The organism is Halomonas rhizosphaerae (assembly GCF_030012485.1).
GTDB classification, from domain to species: domain Bacteria; phylum Pseudomonadota; class Gammaproteobacteria; order Pseudomonadales; family Halomonadaceae; genus Halomonas; species Halomonas rhizosphaerae.
On sequence record NZ_JASCQQ010000005.1, the window covers coordinates 43,610 to 62,999 of the forward strand.

The 19,390-nt window shown below is 67.8% G+C and carries 18 protein-coding genes; 10 read left to right on the forward strand and 8 right to left on the reverse strand.

Features of this window, described 5'->3' with window-relative positions:
- Positions 1-68: 68 nt before the first annotated feature.
- Positions 69-1,286 (forward strand): ABC transporter substrate-binding protein, encoded by a 1,218-nt coding sequence (locus tag QLQ86_RS01670; RefSeq protein ID WP_282815761.1) that lies wholly within the window; start codon positions 69-71, stop codon positions 1,284-1,286.
- Between the two features lie 74 nt (positions 1,287-1,360).
- On the opposite strand, the gene QLQ86_RS01675 is transcribed toward QLQ86_RS01670, so the two are convergent.
- From QLQ86_RS01675 to QLQ86_RS01710, 8 genes are all read right to left on the reverse strand, one after another.
- On the reverse strand, positions 1,361-2,662 hold the full coding sequence (locus QLQ86_RS01675; RefSeq protein ID WP_282815721.1) for a branched-chain amino acid ABC transporter permease: 1,302 nt from the start codon (positions 2,660-2,662) through the stop codon (positions 1,361-1,363).
- On the reverse strand, positions 2,662-3,666 hold the full coding sequence (locus QLQ86_RS01680) for a branched-chain amino acid ABC transporter permease (RefSeq protein WP_282735077.1): 1,005 nt from the start codon (positions 3,664-3,666) through the stop codon (positions 2,662-2,664). Before QLQ86_RS01680 ends, QLQ86_RS01675 begins: the two co-directional genes overlap by 1 nt.
- Before the next feature lie 34 nt (positions 3,667-3,700).
- Positions 3,701-4,405 carry an ABC transporter ATP-binding protein gene (locus QLQ86_RS01685; protein WP_282735076.1) on the reverse strand — a complete coding sequence of 235 codons (705 nt, stop codon included), beginning with the start codon at positions 4,403-4,405 and terminating at the stop codon, positions 3,701-3,703.
- Positions 4,406-4,493: 88 nt separating this feature from the next.
- Positions 4,494-5,261 (reverse strand): ABC transporter ATP-binding protein, encoded by a 768-nt coding sequence (locus QLQ86_RS01690; RefSeq protein WP_282815722.1) that lies wholly within the window; start codon positions 5,259-5,261, stop codon positions 4,494-4,496.
- Between the two features lie 24 nt (positions 5,262-5,285).
- A complete protein-coding gene (locus QLQ86_RS01695) occupies positions 5,286-6,731 on the reverse strand; it encodes a sodium-dependent transporter (protein ID WP_282735074.1) in 1,446 nt (481 codons plus the stop codon).
- Between the two features lie 129 nt (positions 6,732-6,860).
- Positions 6,861-7,178, reverse strand: a complete 318-nt coding sequence (locus QLQ86_RS01700; RefSeq protein ID WP_282735073.1) for a hypothetical protein — start codon at positions 7,176-7,178, stop codon at positions 6,861-6,863.
- 133 nt (positions 7,179-7,311) lie between these two features.
- On the reverse strand, positions 7,312-9,138 hold the full coding sequence (gene typA, locus QLQ86_RS01705) for a translational GTPase TypA (protein WP_282735046.1): 1,827 nt from the start codon (positions 9,136-9,138) through the stop codon (positions 7,312-7,314).
- A 134-nt stretch (positions 9,139-9,272) separates the two neighbouring features.
- Positions 9,273-9,812 carry a glycosyltransferase family A protein gene (locus QLQ86_RS01710; protein ID WP_282735045.1) on the reverse strand — a complete coding sequence of 180 codons (540 nt, stop codon included), beginning with the start codon at positions 9,810-9,812 and terminating at the stop codon, positions 9,273-9,275.
- 558 nt (positions 9,813-10,370) lie between these two features.
- Here QLQ86_RS01710 and glnA point away from each other — a divergent pair.
- The 9 genes from glnA to QLQ86_RS01755 all read left to right on the forward strand — a co-directional run bounded on the left by glnA (position 10,371) and on the right by QLQ86_RS01755 (position 19,384).
- Positions 10,371-11,777, forward strand: a complete 1,407-nt coding sequence (gene glnA / locus QLQ86_RS01715; protein WP_282735044.1) for a glutamate--ammonia ligase — start codon at positions 10,371-10,373, stop codon at positions 11,775-11,777.
- A gap of 181 nt (positions 11,778-11,958) precedes the next feature.
- The gene (locus QLQ86_RS01720; RefSeq protein WP_282735043.1) at positions 11,959-12,555 is read left to right on the forward strand and encodes a DUF4124 domain-containing protein; all 597 of its coding nucleotides are present in this window, start codon (positions 11,959-11,961) and stop codon (positions 12,553-12,555) included.
- A 114-nt stretch (positions 12,556-12,669) separates the two neighbouring features.
- Positions 12,670-12,804 carry a hypothetical protein gene (locus QLQ86_RS01725; RefSeq protein WP_282815723.1) on the forward strand — a complete coding sequence of 45 codons (135 nt, stop codon included), beginning with the start codon at positions 12,670-12,672 and terminating at the stop codon, positions 12,802-12,804.
- A 225-nt stretch (positions 12,805-13,029) separates the two neighbouring features.
- Positions 13,030-14,076: a nitrogen regulation protein NR(II) gene (glnL, locus tag QLQ86_RS01730; RefSeq protein WP_282815724.1), complete on the forward strand. Its 1,047-nt coding sequence runs from the start codon at positions 13,030-13,032 to the stop codon at positions 14,074-14,076.
- Positions 14,069-15,481 (forward strand): nitrogen regulation protein NR(I), encoded by a 1,413-nt coding sequence (gene glnG, locus QLQ86_RS01735; RefSeq protein WP_282735040.1) that lies wholly within the window; start codon positions 14,069-14,071, stop codon positions 15,479-15,481. The genes glnL and glnG overlap by 8 nt, the downstream gene beginning before the upstream one ends.
- 188 nt (positions 15,482-15,669) lie before the next feature.
- A complete protein-coding gene (locus QLQ86_RS01740) occupies positions 15,670-16,623 on the forward strand; it encodes a hydroxymethylglutaryl-CoA lyase (protein WP_282815725.1) in 954 nt (317 codons plus the stop codon).
- Between the two features lie 2 nt (positions 16,624-16,625).
- Positions 16,626-17,831, forward strand: a complete 1,206-nt coding sequence (locus QLQ86_RS01745; RefSeq protein WP_282735038.1) for a CaiB/BaiF CoA transferase family protein — start codon at positions 16,626-16,628, stop codon at positions 17,829-17,831.
- Positions 17,832-17,924: 93 nt separating this feature from the next.
- Positions 17,925-18,911, forward strand: coding sequence for a Bug family tripartite tricarboxylate transporter substrate binding protein (locus QLQ86_RS01750; RefSeq protein ID WP_282735037.1), 987 nt, complete (start codon positions 17,925-17,927; stop codon positions 18,909-18,911).
- Entirely contained in the window at positions 18,908-19,384 is a 477-nt protein-coding gene (locus tag QLQ86_RS01755) for a tripartite tricarboxylate transporter TctB family protein (protein WP_282815726.1), read from the forward strand. Before QLQ86_RS01750 ends, QLQ86_RS01755 begins: the two co-directional genes overlap by 4 nt.
- The last annotated feature ends 6 nt before the right edge of the window (positions 19,385-19,390 follow it).

The window sequence follows — 19,390 nt, forward strand, 5'->3', positions numbered from 1 at the left end:
TGTGTTCTGCGGGGAAGGGTTCCAGATTGTGAAGGTGTGTTACCCGAGCAACCTGAGCGAGACGAACAATCATGAAAAAGCGCGTACTGGCGATGGCAGTCGCCGCGTCCACGGTGGCCCTTTCAGGCATGGCCCAGGCCGAGGTCAAGATCGGTTTCCTGGGTGGCTTCACCGGCGGGATCGAGAGCCTGACTCCGCCGATCTTCGATGGTGCCCAGCTGGCGGTGAACCAGATCAACGAGCAGGGGGGGCTCCTCGACGGCCAGATGATCGAGATGCCCACCGGTGATACCACCTGCTCCGATGCCTCGGCGGCCTCCAATGCGGCCGACCGCATGGTCAACACCGAGGAGGTCACGGCCATCGTCGGTGCCCTGTGCACCGGTGCCACCATCGCGGCGGCCAACAACGCGGCCATTCCCGGTGGGGTGGTGATGGTCTCGCCGGCCTCCACGGCCCCGGCGGTCAGCGAGCTGGACGACAACGACTTGGTGTTCCGCACCGTGCCGTCGGACGCCTTCCAGGGCGAGATGCTGGCCAAGCTGCTGATCGAGAAGGGGATCGACGAGGTGGCGGTCACCTACGTCAACAACGACTACGGCCAGGGCCTCTCCGATGCCTTCACCGAGACCTTCGAGGCCGAGGGTGGCACGGTTGCCGAGAACCTGGCCCACGAGGACAACCGCGCCGACTACCGTTCCGAGCTCGGCACCCTGTCTTCCAGCGGCGTGCCGACCCTGGTGGTGCTGGCCTATGCCGACACCTCAGGCCAGACGGTGCTGCGCCAGGCCTACGAGAGCGGCATGTTCACCCAGTACGTGGGGGCCGACGGCATGGTCGGCAACAGCCTGGTGGATGCGGTGGGCGCCGATGTCCTCGAGGGCATGATTGCCACCCGGCCGGGCAGCCCGGACCTGCCCGGTACCGCCATGTTCAGCGAGGCCGCCGAAGCGGCGGACGTCGACCCGGATGCGGTGTTCGCGGCCCAGGCCTACGATGCGGCCTTCCTGCTGGCCCTGGCCATCGAGCAGAACGGCAGCGCCGAGCGCGAGGGGCTCTCCGTGGCGCTGCGCAGCGTCGCCATGGCGCCCGGCGAGGTGATCCTGCCCGGCGAATGGGAGAAGGCGGTGGAGCTGATCGCCGCCGGCACCGAGATCAACTATGAGGGCGCCTCCGGCACCCATGAGTTCGACGAGGCCGGGGACGTGCCGGGCATCGTGGTCGAGATGACCATCGAGGACGGCGAGTTCGTGCAGGTCGGCGAGCTCGAGGGCGACGACCTCTAAGGTCCTGGCGCCGACAACAGCAAGGCCCTGGCGGGCAACCCGCCAGGGCCTTTTCTATAGGGGACCGAGGTTCCCTAGCCGTGGTGGCGGACCTTCTCCGGGAGCAGTCCCTTGGGCGCATAGCGCAGCACCAGGGTGATCAGCAGCCCGATCACGAACACCCGCGCCTGCAGTGCCCGGCTGTCCAGGTTGGTGGGCGCATCCCAGCCGAAGGCGCCCTCGCCGAAGGTGACGGCCAGCTCCATCAGGAACAGTGCCAGCGGCTCGGACATGATCCAGATGATGTAGACCGCCACGGCACCGAAGATGGTACCCAGGTTGTTGCCGGGCCCTCCCAGGATGACCATCACCAGTACCAGGAAGGTATGGTTGAGCGGCAGGTAGCCCTGGGGGTCGAACATGCTGTTGAAGCTGGCCAGGGCCGCCCCGCCGATGCCCATCAGGATGCAGCCCAGCACGAAGATCTCCAGGCGGCGCTTGTTGATGTCCTTGCCCATGGCCGCGGCGGAGATCTCGTTGTCGCGGATGGCGCGGATCATCCGCCCCCAGGGGGCGTGGTAGGCGCGGCTCAGCAGGAAGAAGATCGCCGCGATCATCACCGCGGTGACCGAGAGGTAGAGGGCCCGGGCCAGGGTGAAGCCGACCTCGGACGGTCCCGGTACCGGCCAGGGCAGCGGCGAGACGGTGGCGGTGCCGCGGGTCAGCCAGTCGGAGTTCTTGAGGAAGGCCTTGATGATCTCGGCGATGCCCAGGGTGGCGATGGCCAGGTAGTCGCTGCGCAGCCCCAGGCAGACGCGGCCGATGAAGTAGCCCACCCCGCCGGCCAGCGCCCCGCCGATGATCCAGCCAACGCCGACCGGCAGGCCGAGGCCGCCGATGAAGCCGGCGCGGGACTCGATCTGGTCGGTCACCCCGCGCAGGGCGTTGATCACCACCAGGTAGAGCACCACCGCGAGCATTACGGCGATGACGGTGCGCAGCTTTTTCGGCACGCCGAGCCGGTCGAGCCGGGTGGCAGCGAACACCACCAGCACGGCGGCGACCATGTAGAGCAGCACCCGGCCGAGCTCGCCGGGCAGCTCGCTGCCCCAGAAGGCCTCGTTGACCGGGATGCTGAAGAACATGGCACAGAAGCCGCCAAGGGCCACGAAGCCCATCACGCCGGCGTTGAACTGGCCCGCGTAGCCCCACTGGATGGTCAGGCCCAGGGCCAGGATGGCGTAGCAGGAGGCCTCCACCAGCATGCGGGTGCTGTAGGCCGGGCCCATGACGGCGTAGACGCCCAGCACGGCCACCAGTACGGCGGCGAAGAGGAGGAGTTCGCGCAGCGGGAAGCGGCCCGGCGCGGCGACGGTATCGGCGCGTTTCGTGTCCATCAGATCACCTTGCCCTTGAAGATGCCGGTGGGGCGCCACACCAGGATGACGACCAGGATGAAGAAGGGCACCACGATCTTGTACTCGGTGCCGACGAAGGCCAGGTTGCCGGCCTGGGTCAGCCATTCCGGCAGGCTGTCGCGGAAGGGGCGCAGCAGCACGCTCCAGTTGAAGACCGCGAGGGTCTCGGCGAAGCCGACCACGAAGCCGCCGGCCACGGCGCCGTAGGGGTGGCCCACGCCGCCGACGATGGCGGCGGCGAAGATCGGCAGCAGCAGGAAGAAGCTGAGGTCGGGCTTGAAGGTGACGTCCAGCGACAGCAGGGTGCCGGCGATGGCGGCGAGCGCCCCGGCGATCACCCAGGTCACGGCGACGATGGTGTTGGTGTTGATGCCCGAGGCCTGGGCCAGGTCGGGGTTGTCGGACATGGCGCGCATCGCCTTGCCCAGCCGCGAGCGGCTGAGGAAGAGATGCAGGCCGACGACCGCGACGAGGGTGATCACGAAGAGGTAGAGCTGCGGCTCGGTGACCACCACCGGGGCCCGCGCGCCCTCGAAGGGCAGGGCGAGGCGGAAGATCTCCTTGCGATCATCGATGTAGAGGCTCTGGCCGCCGGTGCCGGCGAACAGCCGGATCAGGCCCTGGAGCATCAGGGTCACCCCCAGCGAGCCGATCACCAGCACGATCGGCTTGACCCCGTGGGCGCGCAGCGGCTTGTAGAACGCCCTGTCGATGCCCACCGCGAGCAGGGCGGTGAGCGCCATGGCCAGCGGCAGCAGGACCAGCGCGGTGGGCACGCCGATGGCGGCCCCGGCCCCGGGGAAGGCGGTGGTCAGCAGCAGCACCATGAAGGCGCCGAAGGTCATCATGTCGCCATGGGCGAAGTGGGCGAAGCGCATGATGCTGAAGATCAGCGTCACGCCCACCGCGCCGATGGCGTAGATCGAGCCGGTCACGCTGCCGGCGATCACCACGTTGTTGATAAAGAAGACCAGTTCATTCACGTCGGTACTCTCCCACCTTCTCAGGCCTTCTGGGCTAGCCGCCCAGGAAGCTCTTGGCGACGTCCGGGTCGGCCAGCAGGGCGGCGCCGGAATCGGTGAAACGGTTCTGGCCGGCGGCCAGCACGAAGCCCCGGTCGGCGATGGCCAGGGCCTGCTTGGCGTTCTGCTCGACCATCAGGATGCCCACGCCGGCCGAGTTGACCAGCTTCACCTGCTCGAAGATCTCGTTCATGTAGAGCGGCGAGAGGCCGGCGGTGGGCTCGTCGAGCAGCAGCAGGCTGGGTTCGGCCATCAGCGCCCGGCCCATGGCCACCATCTGGCGCTGGCCGCCGGAGAGCTCGCCGGCGGGCTGGTGGCGCTTGTCATGGAGCGGCGGGAAGAAGTCGTAGACCTGCTTGAGCATGCGCCTGACGTTGCCGGGCTTGAGGAAGGCCCCCATCTCCAGGTTCTCCTTCACCGTGAGGCTGGGGAAGACGTTCTTCTCCTGGGGGACGAAGCCCATGCCCTTCTGCACCAGCTTGTTGGGCGGCAGGTTGTGGATCGGTTCGCCACGCAGCAGGATCTCGCCCTGGCTGACGCGGAGCAGGCCGAAGATGGCCTTGAGCATGGTGGACTTGCCGGCGCCGTTGGGGCCGACGATCACGCCGATCTCGTCGGCCTCGATGGCCATGTCCACCCCGTTGAGGATGTTCATGCCGCCGTAGCCACCATGCACGTCGCGTGCGTCGAGTAATGGCATTGTCAGACGTTCTCTGCGTTCGTTCTCGTTGTTGGGAAGCGCTGGAATGTGCTGGCCGGGTGCCTGTCCGCGGGCGGCGGCTCTCCCGTCAGGACGCGGCGCCGAAGTAGGCCTTGATGACCTGGGGGTCGTTCTGGATCTCCTCGATGCTGCCCTCGACCATCACGCTGCCCTGGGCCAGCACGATCACCGGGTCGCAGAGCCGCGCGATCATGTCCATGTCGTGCTCGATGACCAGGAAGGTGTAGCCCATCTCGCGGTTGAGCCGCTCGATGTTGGTCACCAGGTCGCCGAGCAGGGTGCGGTTGACCCCCGCGGCGATCTCATCGAGCAGCACCACCCGGGCGTCGGTCATCATGGTGCGGCCCAGTTCCAGCAGCTTCTTCTGGCCACCGGAGAGGTTGCCGGCCAGCTCGTTGCGGACGTGGTGCAGGCCGATGAAGTCGATCACCTCCAGGGCGCGGCGGCGCACCTCGGCCTCCTGCATCGTCACCAGGGAGGGCTTGAGCCAGGCGTTGAAGAGGGTCTCGCCGGCCTGGGCGGGCGGCACCATCATCAGGTTCTCCAGCGCCGTCATCTGCGAGAACTCGTGGGCGATCTGGAAGGTGCGCAGCAGCCCCTTGTGGAACAGCTCGTTGGCGGGCCGGTTGGTGATCTCCTCGCCGTCGAGCAGGATCCGGCCGCTGTCCAGCGGCAGGGCGCCGGCGATGATGTTGAACAGCGTCGACTTGCCGGCCCCATTGGGGCCGATCAGGCCGGTGATCGAACCCTGCTCCACCTGGATCGAGCAGTCATTGATGACCCTGAGGCCACCGAAGGCCTTGTGGACGTGCTGGACGTCGATGATGGCTGCCATGTCGGGTTCCGTCGGTTGTTGTTCTTACAGTGCCTGGCTGTCGTCGGCCAGGAAGGTGCGGCCGGCGGCGAAGGCGCCGACGATCACCACGGCGCCGATGGCCGGGATCAGGTAGCCCTCCACCTGCGGGATGCTGCGCAGGAAGACGAAGGCGACCGCAGCGGGGGCCACGAAGCGCACCAGGAAGCGCCAGATGCGGAACCAGCGCTCGTTGGTGCGCATCTCCTTCATCACCTCGGAGTGGGTCAGCGCCCAGCCGGCGAAGAGCGCGATCAACAGGCCGCCCAGCGGCATGAAGATGTTGGTCAGCAGCTCGATGAAGTCGAAGGCGCTGCGCCCGAAGAGGGCGTGGAAGAGGGTGCCCTCGGCCCAGAGGTTGAAGCTGAGCACGGTGAGCAGCCCCAGTGCCCAGCTGGCGATGACCATGATCGCCACGGCCTGGGGCCGGGTCATGTCGAAGCGCTCGACCAGGAAGGCCGCCACCGGCTCGATCAGCGAGATCGAGGAGCTGATGGCCGCCCCCAGCACCAGGATGAAGAAGGCCCCGCCGACCAGTGCCCCGCCGGGCATCTCGGCGAAAGCCAGCGGCAGGGTGACGAACATCAGCCCCGGGCCCTCGCCGGGGTTGAGCCCAGCACCGAAGACCAGCGAGAAGATCGCCAGGCCGGCGACCATGGCCACGGCGGTGTCGACCACGGCGATGGAGAAGGCGGTGCGGGTCAGCGAGGTCTCGCCGGGCATGTAGGCGCCATAGGCCATGATCGCGCCCATGCCCAGGCTCAGGGTGAAGAACGACTGCCCCATGGCCTGCAGCCAGCCCTCCAGGCTGAGGTCGGCGAGGTTGAAGGTGAACAGGAAACCGGCTGCCGCGCCGAAGTCGCCGATGATGCCGCCGTAGCCCAGCACCACCAGCAGGATCACGAACAGCGAGGGCATCAGCACGCGCAGCCCCGACTCGATGCCCTTGTGGATGCCGAGGCCGACGATCAGCGCCGAGGCGGCGATGAACAGGGTGTGATAGAGGGTCAGCAGCCCGGGCGAGGCGAGCAGGGCATCGAAGCTCTGTCCCACGCCGGCCGCATCCACGTCGACCATGCTGCCGGTGAACATCAGCCCGGTGTAGTGAATCGCCCAGCCGGCGATCACCGAGTAGAAGCTCAGGATCAGGAAGGCCGAGACCGCGCCCAGCCAACCGATCGACTCCCAGGCCCGGGAGGTGTTGTGGGTACGGGTCAGGAAGCGCATGCCCATGATCGGGCTGCGGCGGCTGTTGCGCCCCAGCATGATCTCGGCGATCAGGATGGGAATGCCCACCGCGAAGATGGTCAGGGCATAGACCAGGATGAAGGCCCCGCCGCCGTTCTCGCCGGTCAGGTAGGGGAAGCGCCAGAGGTTGCCGAGCCCGACGGCCGAGCCGACCGCGGCCAGCAGGAAGGTGCCCTTGTGGGTCCAGACGTTGTGCGTGCTCATGGGGATCCAGGATTGCCTTGGTTGGCCTTGTGGGCCTGTCTCCCCAACTTTGCGGCACAAGGCCCCATTCTGGCTAGTCGACCTGCGTTTAGGGGCCGTTGGCGGTCGGGATGGTATCCGCGCGCGCAATCACTCCCTGTCGTCCTCCGGGGCGCTGGGTTCGGGCTCCAGGGCGCGGCAGGCATCCGGCAGGCGCACGGTGTCGCCGAGGGCGAGCTTGCCGTGGGACTTCATGCGCCGGCCGTTGTCGGCGGCGATCAGCGCTGCCACCTCGCCGATGCTGGTGCCGTCGACCCAGGCCTCCACCTTCACCCGGACGATGGCGCCCTGGTAGCGGGCCGAGAGGATGTCGCCGGGCCGTGGCTCGTCGAGCTGCTCGGGCTGGTTCGCGAAATGCTCCAGCACGCTGTTGCGGCCGGGGTCGTCCCACTCCACGTGCTTGTGCATGTCGGCTCTCCTTCGATAGGGGGGATTCCAGCCTCCAGCATAGCCGCCGACGCAGCGAACGACAGCCCGCCGCGGGCGAATACGAGAGAGCCCGCCGGATGGCGGGCTCTGGGGGCGGCATGGGCAGCGGACCTTACTTCTTGCCGGCGCGCTTGCGCTCGTTCTCGGTCAGGTGCTTCTTGCGCAGGCGGATGTGGTGCGGGGTGATCTCGACCAGCTCGTCGTCATCGAGGAACTCGATGGCCTGCTCGAGGCTGAACTTCACCGGCGGCGTGAGCACGATATTCTCGTCGTTGCCCGAGGCGCGCATGTTGTCGAGCTTCTTGCCCTTGGTGGGGTTGACCACCATGTCGTTGGCGCGGTTGTTGATGCCGATCAGCATCCCCTCGTAGACCTCGGTGCCGTGGTCGATGATCAGCTTGCCGCGCTCCTGCAGGGCATAGAGGGCATAGGCCAGGGCCTTGCCGGAGACCATGGAGACCAGCACGCCGTTGCGGCGCTCGATCGAGGCATCGGGCTTGAGCGGGCCGTAGTGATCGAAGCGACTGGTGAGGATGCCGGTACCTGAGGTCAGGGTCAGGAACTGGCCACGGAAGCCGATCAGCCCGCGGGCGGGGATCATGAAGTCCAGGCGCACGCGGCCCTTGCCGTCCGGGTTCATGTTGATCAGCTCGCCCTTGCGATAGCCGAGCTCCTCCATGATGGCGCCCTGGTGCTGCTCCTCGCAGTCGATGATCACTTCCTCGTAGGGCTCCTGCTTCTCCCCGTCGATCTCGCGGATGATCACCTCGGGGCGGCCCACGGCGAGTTCGAAACCCTCGCGGCGCATGGTCTCGATCAGTACCGAAAGGTGCAGCTCGCCGCGGCCGGAGACCTTGAACTTCTCCGGGGTCTCGCCCTGCTCGACGCGCAGCGCCACGTTGTGGATCAGCTCCTGTTCGAGCCGGTCCTTGATGTTGCGGCTGGTGACGAACTTGCCGTCCTTGCCGGCGAAGGGCGAGTCGTTGACCTGGAAGCTCATGGAGACGGTGGGCTCGTCCACGGAGAGCGGCGGCAGCGCCTCGACGGCGGCCGGGTCGCACAGGGTGTCGGAGATCGCCAGGTTGTCGATGCCGGTGATGCAGACGATGTCGCCGGCGGTGGCCTCGTCGGTCTGCACGCGCTCCAGGCCCATGTGGGTCATCACCTGGCCGATCTTGCCCTTGCGGGTGTTGCCTTCCTTGGTGATGACGGTGACCTGCTGGTTGGGCTTCACCGCGCCGCGCTTGATGCGGCCCAGGCCGATGACGCCGACATAGCTGTTGTAGTCCAGCGCGGAGATCTGCATCTGGAAGGGGCCGTCGAGCTCGACCTTGGGCGGCTCGACGATGTCGACGATGGACTGGAACATGGGGGTCATGTCCTCGGCCAGCTCATCGGGGTCCGGCCCGGCGATGCCGTTGAGTGCCGAGCAGTAGATGATCGGGAAGTCGAGCTGGTCGTCGCTGGCGCCGAGGTTGTCGAACAGGTCGAAGATCTGGTCGATGACCCAGTCCGGACGGGCGCCGGGGCGGTCGATCTTGTTGACCACCACGATGGGCTTGAGGCCCTGGTCGAAGGCCTTCTGGGTGACGAAGCGGGTCTGCGGCATGGGGCCGTCGACCGCGTCCACCAGCAGCAGCACGGAGTCGACCATGGACATGACGCGCTCGACCTCGCCGCCGAAGTCGGCGTGTCCGGGCGTGTCGACGATGTTGATGTGGTAGTACTGGCCGTCGGGGGCCTGCCAGCGGATCGCCGTGTTCTTGGCCAGGATGGTGATGCCGCGTTCCTTTTCCTGGTCATTGGAGTCCATGATGCGCTCCTGCCCCTCGGCCTTGCGGTCGAGAGTGCCGGACTGGCTGAGCAGTTTGTCGACCAGGGTGGTCTTGCCGTGGTCGACGTGAGCGATGATGGCGATGTTGCGAAGGTTATCGATCACGACGGGATCCTGCTGACAAAATTGGGGGCGCATTATAGGGGCAGGGCGATGACGGCTACCAGCGTTGTCGCCGTGAATCTTGCGGGGCCACGGGATATCAGTGGCTTGGGAGGCTTCGCCGAGCCGTCTGCGGTTCAGGCTATGGCGGCGGTGATCCTGGCCTGGCAGGCATGCAGGCGCTCGATCAGGTCGGGAAGGGCCTCGGCGTCGAGTGCCGGGTCGCAGCCGCCGATGCGCTCGAACCAGGCCCGCGAGACGCAGAGGGTGTCCGCGGGCGTCTGGTGGCGCAGGCGTTGCCAGAGCTGCCTCAGCCGGCTGGGACTCGAGGTGGTCAATACCACGGCATCCCGGCTGTGTTTCTCGATGTCCACCAGTGCCTTCACGAGCCAGCCGGCGGGAATGGCGCGCCCCCGGGGCAGGAACAGCAGTGCCTGCCCCTGGCTATGGGCCACGGCCGTGTTGAGGCGATCCCCCAACGGGGTCCCCTCGGTGGTCACGATGCGTGCGTCATGCCCGCTCGCCAGGCGCAGCAGTCGCGGGTCATCGGTGTCGTCGGCCAACACCACTTCCATGCGCAGGTCGTGCCGCTGGCGGAGTGGCTTCAGGGCTGCCAGGCGTCGGGGCAGACCGGCACCCGCGGAGCGGGCATCGAGGAGGATGCTGCAGACGATCATTCTCGTGCCGGCTCCAGTGGTGGGTCGTGCGCAAGTCGGGCTGACATGGCGCCATCTCCGGAACCCGCGCCTTCCCCGGCCGGCGCCACCATGTAAATGAGTGTAGTTTTTGGTTGTGAAGCGTATCAATGAGGCGCCGGACTGATATTTCTGTGCACAATCCATGACGTCCCGGCCGTCCCGGGCATGAGGCGCGCCATCAACGGGCAAGAATGCCGCGGAATGTTCCAATATGGTGCGCAAGGGCGTCTTGACGCACCTGCGTGGTGCAATGAGATGCGCGAGATCCCGAATTCCCGCATCGGCCTGCTGATGCTGGTGCAGGGAGTGTCCGGAGTCGAGGTGCTAAAGTCGCTTTAAATCATATGGATACGAAACGGCTGAAATGAAACGGTGCAAGATTGGCACGTTGCCTGCATTGTTCCGGGCAGTGCCATGTTCGTGCATGGCAGTCGTGGGCAGCGCTGCCGCGGCATGCTACAACACGTGCTGGGATCGCCAGCGCCAATGAATTACCTAAGCCCAACCTTTCGAGCCTAGCTCACAGTGGAGGACACCATGTCTGCCAAGACTCTCGCCCTGATTGAAGAACACGACGTGAAGTGGGTCGACCTGCGCTTCACCGACACCCGCGGCAAGGAGCAGCACGTCACCATCCCGGCCCGTGACGTCGACGAGGAATTTTTCGAGAACGGCCAGATGTTCGACGGTTCCTCCATCTCCGGCTGGAAGGGCATCAACGAGTCGGACATGATCCTGCGCCCCGAAGATGGCACCGCCTTCCTCGACCCCTTCACCGAGGACGCCACCCTGGTGCTGCGCTGCGACATCATCGAGCCGGCCACCATGCAGGGCTACGAGCGTGACCCGCGCTCCATCGCCAAGCGCGCCGAGGCCTACCTGCAGTCCTCCGGCCTGGGCGATACCGCCTTCTTCGGGCCGGAGCCCGAGTTCTTCATCTTCGACGAGGTGCACTGGAAGTCCGACATCGAAGGCTCCATGTACAAGATCTCCTCCGAGGAGGGGGCCTGGTCCACCGACCGTCCGGTAGAAGGCGGCAACCTGGCCCACCGTCCGCGGGTCAAGGGCGGCTACTTCCCGGTCCCGCCGGTGGACAGCTTCCACGACATCCGCGGTGCCATGTGCAACACCCTGGAAGCCATCGGCCAGTCCGTCGAGGTGCACCACCACGAGGTGGCCAACGCCGGCCAGAACGAGATCGGCGTGAAGTTCAACACCCTCGTGAAGAAGGCCGACGAGGTCCAGGAGATGAAGTACGTGATCCACAACGTGGCTCACGCCTACGGCAAGACGGCCACCTTCATGCCCAAGCCGCTGGTCGGCGACAACGGCAGCGGCATGCACGTCCACCAGTCCTTCTGGAAGGACGGCGTCAACCAGTTCGCCGGCGACGAGTACGCGGGCCTCTCCGAGATGGCGCTCTACTACATCGGCGGCATCATCAAGCACGCCCGGGCCCTGAACGCCTTCACCAACGCCTCCACCAACTCCTACAAGCGCCTGGTGCCGGGCTTCGAGGCGCCGGTGATGCTGGCCTACAGCGCCCGCAACCGCTCTGCCTCCCTGCGCATCCCTTACACCGCGAGCCCCAAGGGCAAGCGCGTCGAGACCCGCTTCCCGGACCCGACCGCCAATCCCTACCTGGCCTTCGCGGCGATGCTGATGGCCGGCATCGACGGCATCAAGAACAAGATCCACCCCGGCGATCCCATGGACAAGAACCTCTACGACCTGCCGCCGGAAGAGGGCAAGGCCGTGCCGACCGTGGCTCACAGCCTCGACCAGGCCCTGGAGGCGCTGGATGCCGATCGCGGCTTCCTCACCGAGGGCGGCGTGTTCACCGACGAGATGATCGATGCCTACATCGAGCTGCTCAGCGAGGACGTGGAGCGCATCCGCATGACCACGCACCCGATCGAGTTCGACATGTACTACAGCTGCTGATCGCGGGCGGCCGGCCACCCGGGCCTGCCGGTCCGGCGTGGCTCGCCGTCACGCGCGTTGAGCGAAAGAAGGGGTTCCGCCATGGCGGAACCCCTTTCTTTCATACACTATCCAAGAAAGGGATGATGCAGTCTCTCATGGCCGTTGCCGTCGGGCGGCGGCGACGACGCAGGGGGTAGGCATGAACAAGGCACTCGTGATCCTGGCGCTGGGGCTCTCGGTCAGCCTCGCGGCTCAGGCCCAGACTATCTATCGCACCACCGACGCCCAGGGCAACGCGGTGTTCACCGACAACCCGGAACGTGGCGGCGAGGAGGTCGACCTCAAGCCACTCACCGTGGTGCCCGGCCGTGGCGAGGTCCGCGAGGCGGAGTCGCCGGCCGTGATCGATGGTGGTGGCGGCGAGAGTGAAGGTGGGGCCTCTGCCGGCCCGGGGCAACCCTTCATGCCCTACGACAGCTTCGGCATCCGCTCGCCGAGTCAGGAGGAGACGCTGCCGACCGGAGCCGCCGGCAACGTCCAGGTGATCCTGGGCATCGAGCCGGACCTGCGTGAGGACCATCGGGTGCGCCTGCTGGTGGACGGCCGGGTCAGCCAGTCGGCGATGCACACCGATACCTTCATGCTCAACAACCTGGAGCGCGGGGAACACGTGCTGCAGGCCGAGCTGCTGGATGCCAGCGGTGCGGTGCGCCACCGCACGTCGCCGGTGACCCTCTACGTGCAGCGGGCCAGCGTCAACCTGCCCCAGAACCCCAACAATCCGGGCAGCAATTAGCTTCCCCTTCGCCGGCCACATCGGCCGCTGTGTCCGGACGGTACCCACAGGCCCTGTCGCGAGCCCCCGCCCCGCGACGCGGGTCGCGGCGATGCCTTCGGTCATGCCGACCGGGTGAGCGAGGGCCGCGCCTTCGAGCACCTGGAGCGGTTGCGCGACGACGATATCCCGCGCGACCCCGATGGCGAACGCAAGGCATACCCGCCCCATCGTCATCCTTCCCGCGCCTTCCCGCCCGAGGAGCGTTGACCCTCCCGTTCGCTGTCCGGCCCTGCTGCACGACGATGGGCGCTCGGCGACGCTGTGCACTAAAATGGTGCGCAATGCGGGTGCGACCCTGCCCCGATAAGGCGCCATGCCGTGCCCCATGGGGTGGCGCGCTTCTTGCAAAGAGCTTCTTACAAAAGCTTCTTGCATTAGCTGCTGAAAGCGCCTCCCGAAGGGGGGCACCATCGGACCTGGCAGGACCTCCCCATGTACCAACGCTTGATGGAACACCTCACCACGTCGGTGCTGCTGCTCGATGGCGAGCTGCGACTGCGCTGGATGAATCCGGCCGCCGAGGCGCTGCTGGCGATCAGCCTGAGTCGCCTCAAGGGGCTTCCCCTGCCCTCCCTGGTGGATGGCGGGGAGCAGGTCGGCGAGCTGCTGGCCAAGGCCCGCGACGAGTTTCACCCCTTCACCCAGCGCGAGGCACGCCTGACCCTGGTGACCGGTGAGGTGCTGACCGTGGACTACACCGTTTCGCCGCTCTCCGCCGACGAGCTGCTGCTGGAGGTGGAGCCCCGCGACCGGCTGCTGCGCATCTCCCGGGAAGAGGCGCTGCAGACCCGCCAGGAGACCATCAAGGTGCTTGCCCGGGGGCTGGCGCACGAGGTCAAGAATCCCCTGGGCGGCATCCGCGGCGCGGCCCAGCTGCTGGAGCGTGACCTCGACGACCCCGGCCTGCAGGAGTTCACCCGCATCATCATCGAGGAGGTCGACCGGCTGCGTGACCTGGTCGATTCCATGCTGGGCCCCAACCGGGTGATGCGCCACGCGCCGCTCAACATCCACAAGGTGCTGGAGCGGGTCCGCTCGCTGCTGATCGTCGAGCAGCCGGGGGTATGGATCGAGCGCGACTACGACCCCAGCCTGCCGGACCTCGCCGGGGACGAGTCGCAGCTGATCCAGGCCGTGCTCAACGTGGCGCGCAATGCCGTGGAGGCCATGGCCGAGGCCGGTATCGCCTCGCCGCGGCTCACGCTGCGGACCCGCGCCCGCCGCCAGTTCACCCTGGGGGCCGAGCGCCACCGGCTGGTCTGCGAGGTGGCGATCATCGACAACGGCCCGGGCATTCCCGAGTCGCTGCGCGAGACCCTCTTCTACCCCATGGTCTCCGGTCGCGCCGAGGGCAGCGGCCTGGGGCTCTCCATCGCGCAGTCGATCCTGCACCAGCACCAGGGACTGATCGAGTGCGAGTCCGAGCCCGGCCATACCCAATTCCGACTGCTGATTCCGCTGGAGAAGCGCCATGACTGATGTCGCACGCGTGGTGGTCGTCGACGACGATCGCGCCATTCGCTGGGTGCTGGAGCGTGCCCTGGCCCAGCCCGACCTCGAGGTCGAGACCCTCGACCGGGCCGATCGTGCCCTGGAGCGCCTGCTCGAGGCGCCGCCGGACGTGCTGGTCACCGATATCCGCATGCCGGGGATCGACGGCCTGGACCTGATGGCCAAGGTGCGCGAGGTCCATCCGGAGCTGCCGGTGATCGTGATGACGGCCCATTCCGACCTCGACAGCGCCGTGGCCTCCTATCAGGGCGGCGCCTTCGAGTACCTGCCCAAGCCCTTCGACGTCGACGAGGCCCTGGCCCTGGTGCGACGGGCCGTGGCTCATGCCCGCGAGCGGCGTCGTCCGGTCAGCGTGCCCGAGGGGCTGGACGCCGAGATCATCGGCGAGGCCCCGGCCATGCAGGAGGTGTTCCGCGCCATCGGCCGGCTGTCACACTCGCATATCACCGTGCTGATCAACGGCGAGTCGGGGACCGGCAAGGAGCGGGTGGCCCGGGCGCTGCACCAGCACAGTCCGCGGGCCGGCAGGCCGTTCATCGCCCTGAACATGGCGGCGATCCCCAAGGACCTGATCGAGTCGGAGCTGTTCGGCCATGAGAAGGGCGCCTTCACCGGCGCGACCGCCCAGCGCCAGGGGCGCTTCGAGCAGGCCGACGGCGGTACCCTCTTCCTCGACGAGATCGGCGACATGCCCGCCGAGACCCAGACCCGCCTGCTGCGGGTGCTGGCCGACGGCGAGTTCTACCGCGTGGGCGGCCACACCTCCGTGAAGGTGGATGTGCGGATCATCGCCGCCACCCACCAGAACCTGGAGACCCTGGTGGAAGACGGGCGCTTCCGCGAGGACCTCTTCCATCGCCTCAACGTGATCCGCGTGCACCTGCCTCGGCTCTCCGAGCGGCGGGAGGACATCCCGCGGCTGGCACGCCACTTCCTGGTCGAGGCCGCCAAGGAGCTCGCCACCGACGTCAAGGTGCTGACCCCCGAGGCCGAGGCGCACTTCACCCGGCTGCCCTGGCCGGGCAACGTCCGCCAACTGGAGAACACCTGCCGCTGGCTGACGGTAATGGCGTCCGGCCGCGAGGTGCTCGTCGAGGACCTGCCGCAGGAGCTGCGTGAGCCCGGCGCCGCCGAGGGCAATACCGGTGACTGGCGCACCGCCTTCCGCGACTGGGCCGACCGGGCGCTGGCCGCCGGCCACACCCACCTGCTCGAGGAGGCCGTCCCGGACTTCGAGCGCATCCTGATCGAGACGGCGCTCAAGCACACCGGGGGTCGCAAGGGCGAGGCCGCCGAGCTGCTGGGCTGGGGGCGTAATACCTTGACGAGAAAGCTGAAGACGCTGCTGCCGGCACTGGCCGACGGGGAGTAGGCTTGGTCCCAAGCGGCCAAGCGGCCAAGCGGCCAAGCGGCCAAGCGGCCAAGCGGCCAAGCGGCCAAGCCGCCCGCTGGCGGTGGAGGAATGACCCTGACGGCCTAGGACGAAAGGCGCATTGTTGCGCGTGATGGCGCTGCCGTAGCGTCGAGGCATAAGCAACCTATCATTCAGCAGGACGCCCCATGCCCGCCGCACCCGAAGCGCTTCCGGCGCGTGTCCAGGTCACCGAGGTGGGCCCGCGCGACGGCCTGCAGAACGAACCCGTGCTGCTCCCCACCGGGGACAAGGCAAGGCTGGTCAGGGCCCTGGTGTCGGCAGGCGTCAGGCAGTTCGAGCTGACCTCCTTCGTCAGCCCGCGGGCCGTGCCGGCGCTGGCCGATGCCGCCGAGCTGGTGTCGGCCCTGCGCGGTACGCCGGATGTGCACTTCTCCGCGCTGGTTCCTAACCTGCGCGGTGCCGAGCGGGCCCTGGAAGCCGGGGTCGACTCGGTCGTGCTGTTCGTCTCTGCCTCCGCGACCCACAACGCCAAGAACGTCAACTGTCGCATCGAGGACTCCCTGGCGGCCTTCGAGCAGGTCGCCCGCCGCCTCGAGGGCAGCGGCATCGCGGTCCGCGGCGCCATCGCCACCGCCTTCGGCTGTCCCTTCGAGGGAGAGGTCGACGTCCGCGTGGTGGGGCGTATCGCCCGCCACTTCGCCGACCTCGGCGCGACCCGACTGTCCTTGGGCGATACCACCGGCATGGCCACCCCGCCGCTGGTCACCGAACGGGTCCGCCACCTGCGCGAGGTCGCCCCCTCGCTGTCGCCGACCCTGCACTTCCACAACACCCGCGGCATCGGCCTGGCCAACGTCATGCAGGGGCTCTGGCTGGGCGTCGACCGCTACGAGAGCGCCATCGGCGGACTCGGCGGCTGCCCCTTCGCCCCGGGGGCGTCGGGCAACATCGCCAGCGAGGACCTGGTCTACCTGCTCGAGGAGATGGGCATCGAGACCGGCATCGACCTCGAGGGCCTGATCGAGGCCGGCCGACTGGCCACCCGCCTGATGGGGCGGCCGCTCCCCGCCCAGGTCTCCAGGGCCGGGCCGCGCCTGACCCTTGGCGACTGCTCCGCCGTTCCCACCGCAAGGGGCTGAGGATGTCCGACCACCCATCTCCCGCCGCCGGCTCCCTCGCGGGGATTCGCGTCATCGACCTGACCCGTGTGATCTCCGGCCCCTTCTGCACCCAGATCCTGGGTGACCACGGGGCCGAGGTGATCAAGGTGGAATCGCCGGGCCGCGGCGACGTCGTGCGCTCCCAGGGGAACATGGTCAATGGCTTCAGCTGGTACTTCGCCCAGTTCAACCGCAACAAGCGCTCCATGACGCTGGACCTTCGCCAGGAGGCGAGCAAGGCGGTGCTTCACCGGCTGCTCGAGGATGCCGATGTGCTGGTGGAGAACTTCCGGCCCGGCGTGCTGGCGAAGATGGGCCTCGATGACGAGACCTTGCGGGCACAATACCCGCGGCTGGTGGTCGGGCGCATCAGCGGCTTCGGCTCCACCGGCCCCTATCGCGACCGCCCGGCCTATGACTTCATTGCCCAGGCCATGAGCGGCTTCATGGGCGTCAATGGCCCGGCCGACGGCGAGCCCATGCGGGCGGCCCCGCCCATCAGCGACATGGTGGCCAGCCAGAATCTGGCCTTCGGCATCTGTGCCGCCCTGGTCCGCCGGGAGCGCAGCGGCCAGGGAGACATCGTCGAGACCGCCCTGACCAACGGCCTGATCGGCATGATGGGCTACCTGGCCGCGGAGTTCTTCGCCACCGACCGCGTGCCGGCGCGTACCGGCAACGACCACCCGATGCTCTATCCCTACGGCCTGTTCCGGGCCAGCGATGGCGAGGTGGCCATCGCCCCCAGCAACGACGCCATGGTGGAGCGCCTGCTCAGGGCCCTGGGGATGCTGCACCTGCTCGACGATGAGCGCTTCGCCGACAATGCCCGGCGCATGGCCAACCGCGAGGTGCTGCGCGAGTGCCTGACGGCGGTGACCGAGACGCGCAGCGTCGACGCCTGGATCGACCACCTCAACCGGGCCGGAGTGCCCTGCGGACGCGTCCACGACCTGCGCGAGACCTTTGCGGACCCGCAGGTCCAGGCGCAGCAGATGCGGATCGAGCTCGACCAGGGGGAACTCGGTCGGATTCCCGTGACCGGCTTCCCGGTGAAGATGCAGGAGGCGCCGGCGGCGGTGCACCATCCCGTGCCCCGACTCGGCGAGCACACCCGCGAGGTCCTGGCCGAGCTCGGCTTCGATGATGGCGAGTTGAAGGCGCTGGAGGCGCAGGGCGTGATTTGAACCTAGGCTGCAGAGGGTCCCGGACCCGGTGGGGCTCGTGGCCATGACAGCAGTCGCTATAACAACAACCGGAGGATCAACGAGATGCCAACCATGAAGCACGCCACTCGGGGGCTTGCCGCCTCGGCTCTGCTGGGCCTCGGCCTGGTCACCAGCATGCCCGGCCATGCCCTGCCCATCAGCGAATGCATCGCCCCGGCGGATCCCGGCGGCGGCTGGGACTTCACCTGCCGCTCGGTGGGCAAGCTGCTGCTCGACCTGGAGCTGACGGACGGCCCGGTGCAGGTCACCAACATGCCGGGCGGGGTGGGTGCCGTGGCCTTCGCCAACGTCGAGAGCAACCGCGCCGATGACAGCGACCTGATCGTCGCCACCAGCACCGTGGGCGTCACCCAGATCGCCCAGGGCAAGTATCCCGGTGGCGCCGACACCATGCGTTGGCTGGCCATGCTCGGCACCGACGTGGGCGTCATCCTGGTCGATGACGAGAGCGAGTACCAGAGCCTCGAACAGCTGCTCGAGACCCTGGTCGAGGATCCGGGCGCCCTGGCCGTTGCCGGCTCCAGCGGGGCCGGCGGCTGGGACCACATCCGAGCGCTGATGCTGGCCAAGGAGGCCGGCATGCCGGATGATCAGATCGGCAGCCTGCGCTGGGTGCAGTTCGACGGCGGTGGCCCGGCCGTGACCCAGATGATGGGCGGCCATGTGGATGTGGTCTCCACCGACCTGGGGGAGATCGCCGGCTTCATCGAGTCGGGGGACGTGCGCGTGCTGGCGGTGCTCTCCGAGGAGCCGCTGCCCGAGCCCTTCGCCGAGCTGCCCACCGCCGCCTCCCAGGGCTATGACGTGGCCGGCTACAACTGGCGGGGCTTCTACACCGGCGGCGAGGTCTCCGACGAGGACTATGCCGCCATGGTGGAGGACCTCCAGGCGCTCTACGACAGCGACGAGTGGAAGGAGGTCGCCCAGCAGAACGGCCTGGTCCCGCTCTGGCGCGGCGGTGAGGCGTTCGACGCCTTCGTCCGCGAGTCCATCGACGAGGTCGAGGCCATTTCCCGGGAGATCGGGGTCATCCAGTGAGCGATCTCCTGCAGGACGACGCCGGGCGGGTGCCCGGCGTCATCGGCGATCGCATCGCCGGCGCCCTGTTGCTGGTGTTCGCGGTGGGTGCCTGGTGGCTCTCCCACGACCTGGAGTCGGGTTTCATGCAGCCCATCGGGCCGGGCGAATACCCGCGGCTGATCAGCCTGCCCCTGGCGGCGCTGTCGCTGCTGCTGATCCTGCGTCCCGGCTTCAACCAGCGCTGGCCGGGTCGCGCCGCCCTGCTGCGCCAGGCGCTGACCCTGCTGGTGCTCGCCAGCTATGCCGGCCTGGTCAAGCCGCTCGGCTTCCTGCCGGCCTCCCTGGTGGCGGTGGTGCTGCTGGTCCACCTGTTCGGGGCGGCCTGGAAGCCCGCCCTGGTCAGTGGCGCCGTGCTCGCCCTGGCCCTCTACGCGCTGTTCGAATTCGCCCTCGGTATTCCGCTTCCCGACATGCCGGGCCTGGACTGGTAACGCCGC

What these genes read in the sequence shown, in the direction of transcription:
- QLQ86_RS01675 (WP_282815721.1), bottom strand. Translation starts at nt 2,662, where the DNA reads ATGGACACGAAACGCGCCGATACCGTCGCCGCGCCGGGCCGCTTCCCG.
- QLQ86_RS01685 (WP_282735076.1), bottom strand. Translation starts at nt 4,405, where the DNA reads ATGCCATTACTCGACGCACGCGACGTGCATGGTGGCTACGGCGGCATG.
- QLQ86_RS01690 (WP_282815722.1), bottom strand. Translation starts at nt 5,261, where the DNA reads ATGGCAGCCATCATCGACGTCCAGCACGTCCACAAGGCCTTCGGTGGC.
- QLQ86_RS01695 (WP_282735074.1), bottom strand. Translation starts at nt 6,731, where the DNA reads ATGAGCACGCACAACGTCTGGACCCACAAGGGCACCTTCCTGCTGGCC.
- QLQ86_RS01700 (WP_282735073.1), bottom strand. Translation starts at nt 7,178, where the DNA reads ATGCACAAGCACGTGGAGTGGGACGACCCCGGCCGCAACAGCGTGCTG.
- QLQ86_RS01710 (WP_282735045.1), bottom strand. Translation starts at nt 9,812, where the DNA reads ATGATCGTCTGCAGCATCCTCCTCGATGCCCGCTCCGCGGGTGCCGGT.
- glnA (WP_282735044.1), top strand. Translation starts at nt 10,371, where the DNA reads ATGTCTGCCAAGACTCTCGCCCTGATTGAAGAACACGACGTGAAGTGG.
- QLQ86_RS01720 (WP_282735043.1), top strand. Translation starts at nt 11,959, where the DNA reads ATGAACAAGGCACTCGTGATCCTGGCGCTGGGGCTCTCGGTCAGCCTC.
- glnL (WP_282815724.1), top strand. Translation starts at nt 13,030, where the DNA reads ATGTACCAACGCTTGATGGAACACCTCACCACGTCGGTGCTGCTGCTC.
- glnG (WP_282735040.1), top strand. Translation starts at nt 14,069, where the DNA reads ATGACTGATGTCGCACGCGTGGTGGTCGTCGACGACGATCGCGCCATT.
- QLQ86_RS01740 (WP_282815725.1), top strand. Translation starts at nt 15,670, where the DNA reads ATGCCCGCCGCACCCGAAGCGCTTCCGGCGCGTGTCCAGGTCACCGAG.
- QLQ86_RS01745 (WP_282735038.1), top strand. Translation starts at nt 16,626, where the DNA reads ATGTCCGACCACCCATCTCCCGCCGCCGGCTCCCTCGCGGGGATTCGC.
- QLQ86_RS01750 (WP_282735037.1), top strand. Translation starts at nt 17,925, where the DNA reads ATGAAGCACGCCACTCGGGGGCTTGCCGCCTCGGCTCTGCTGGGCCTC.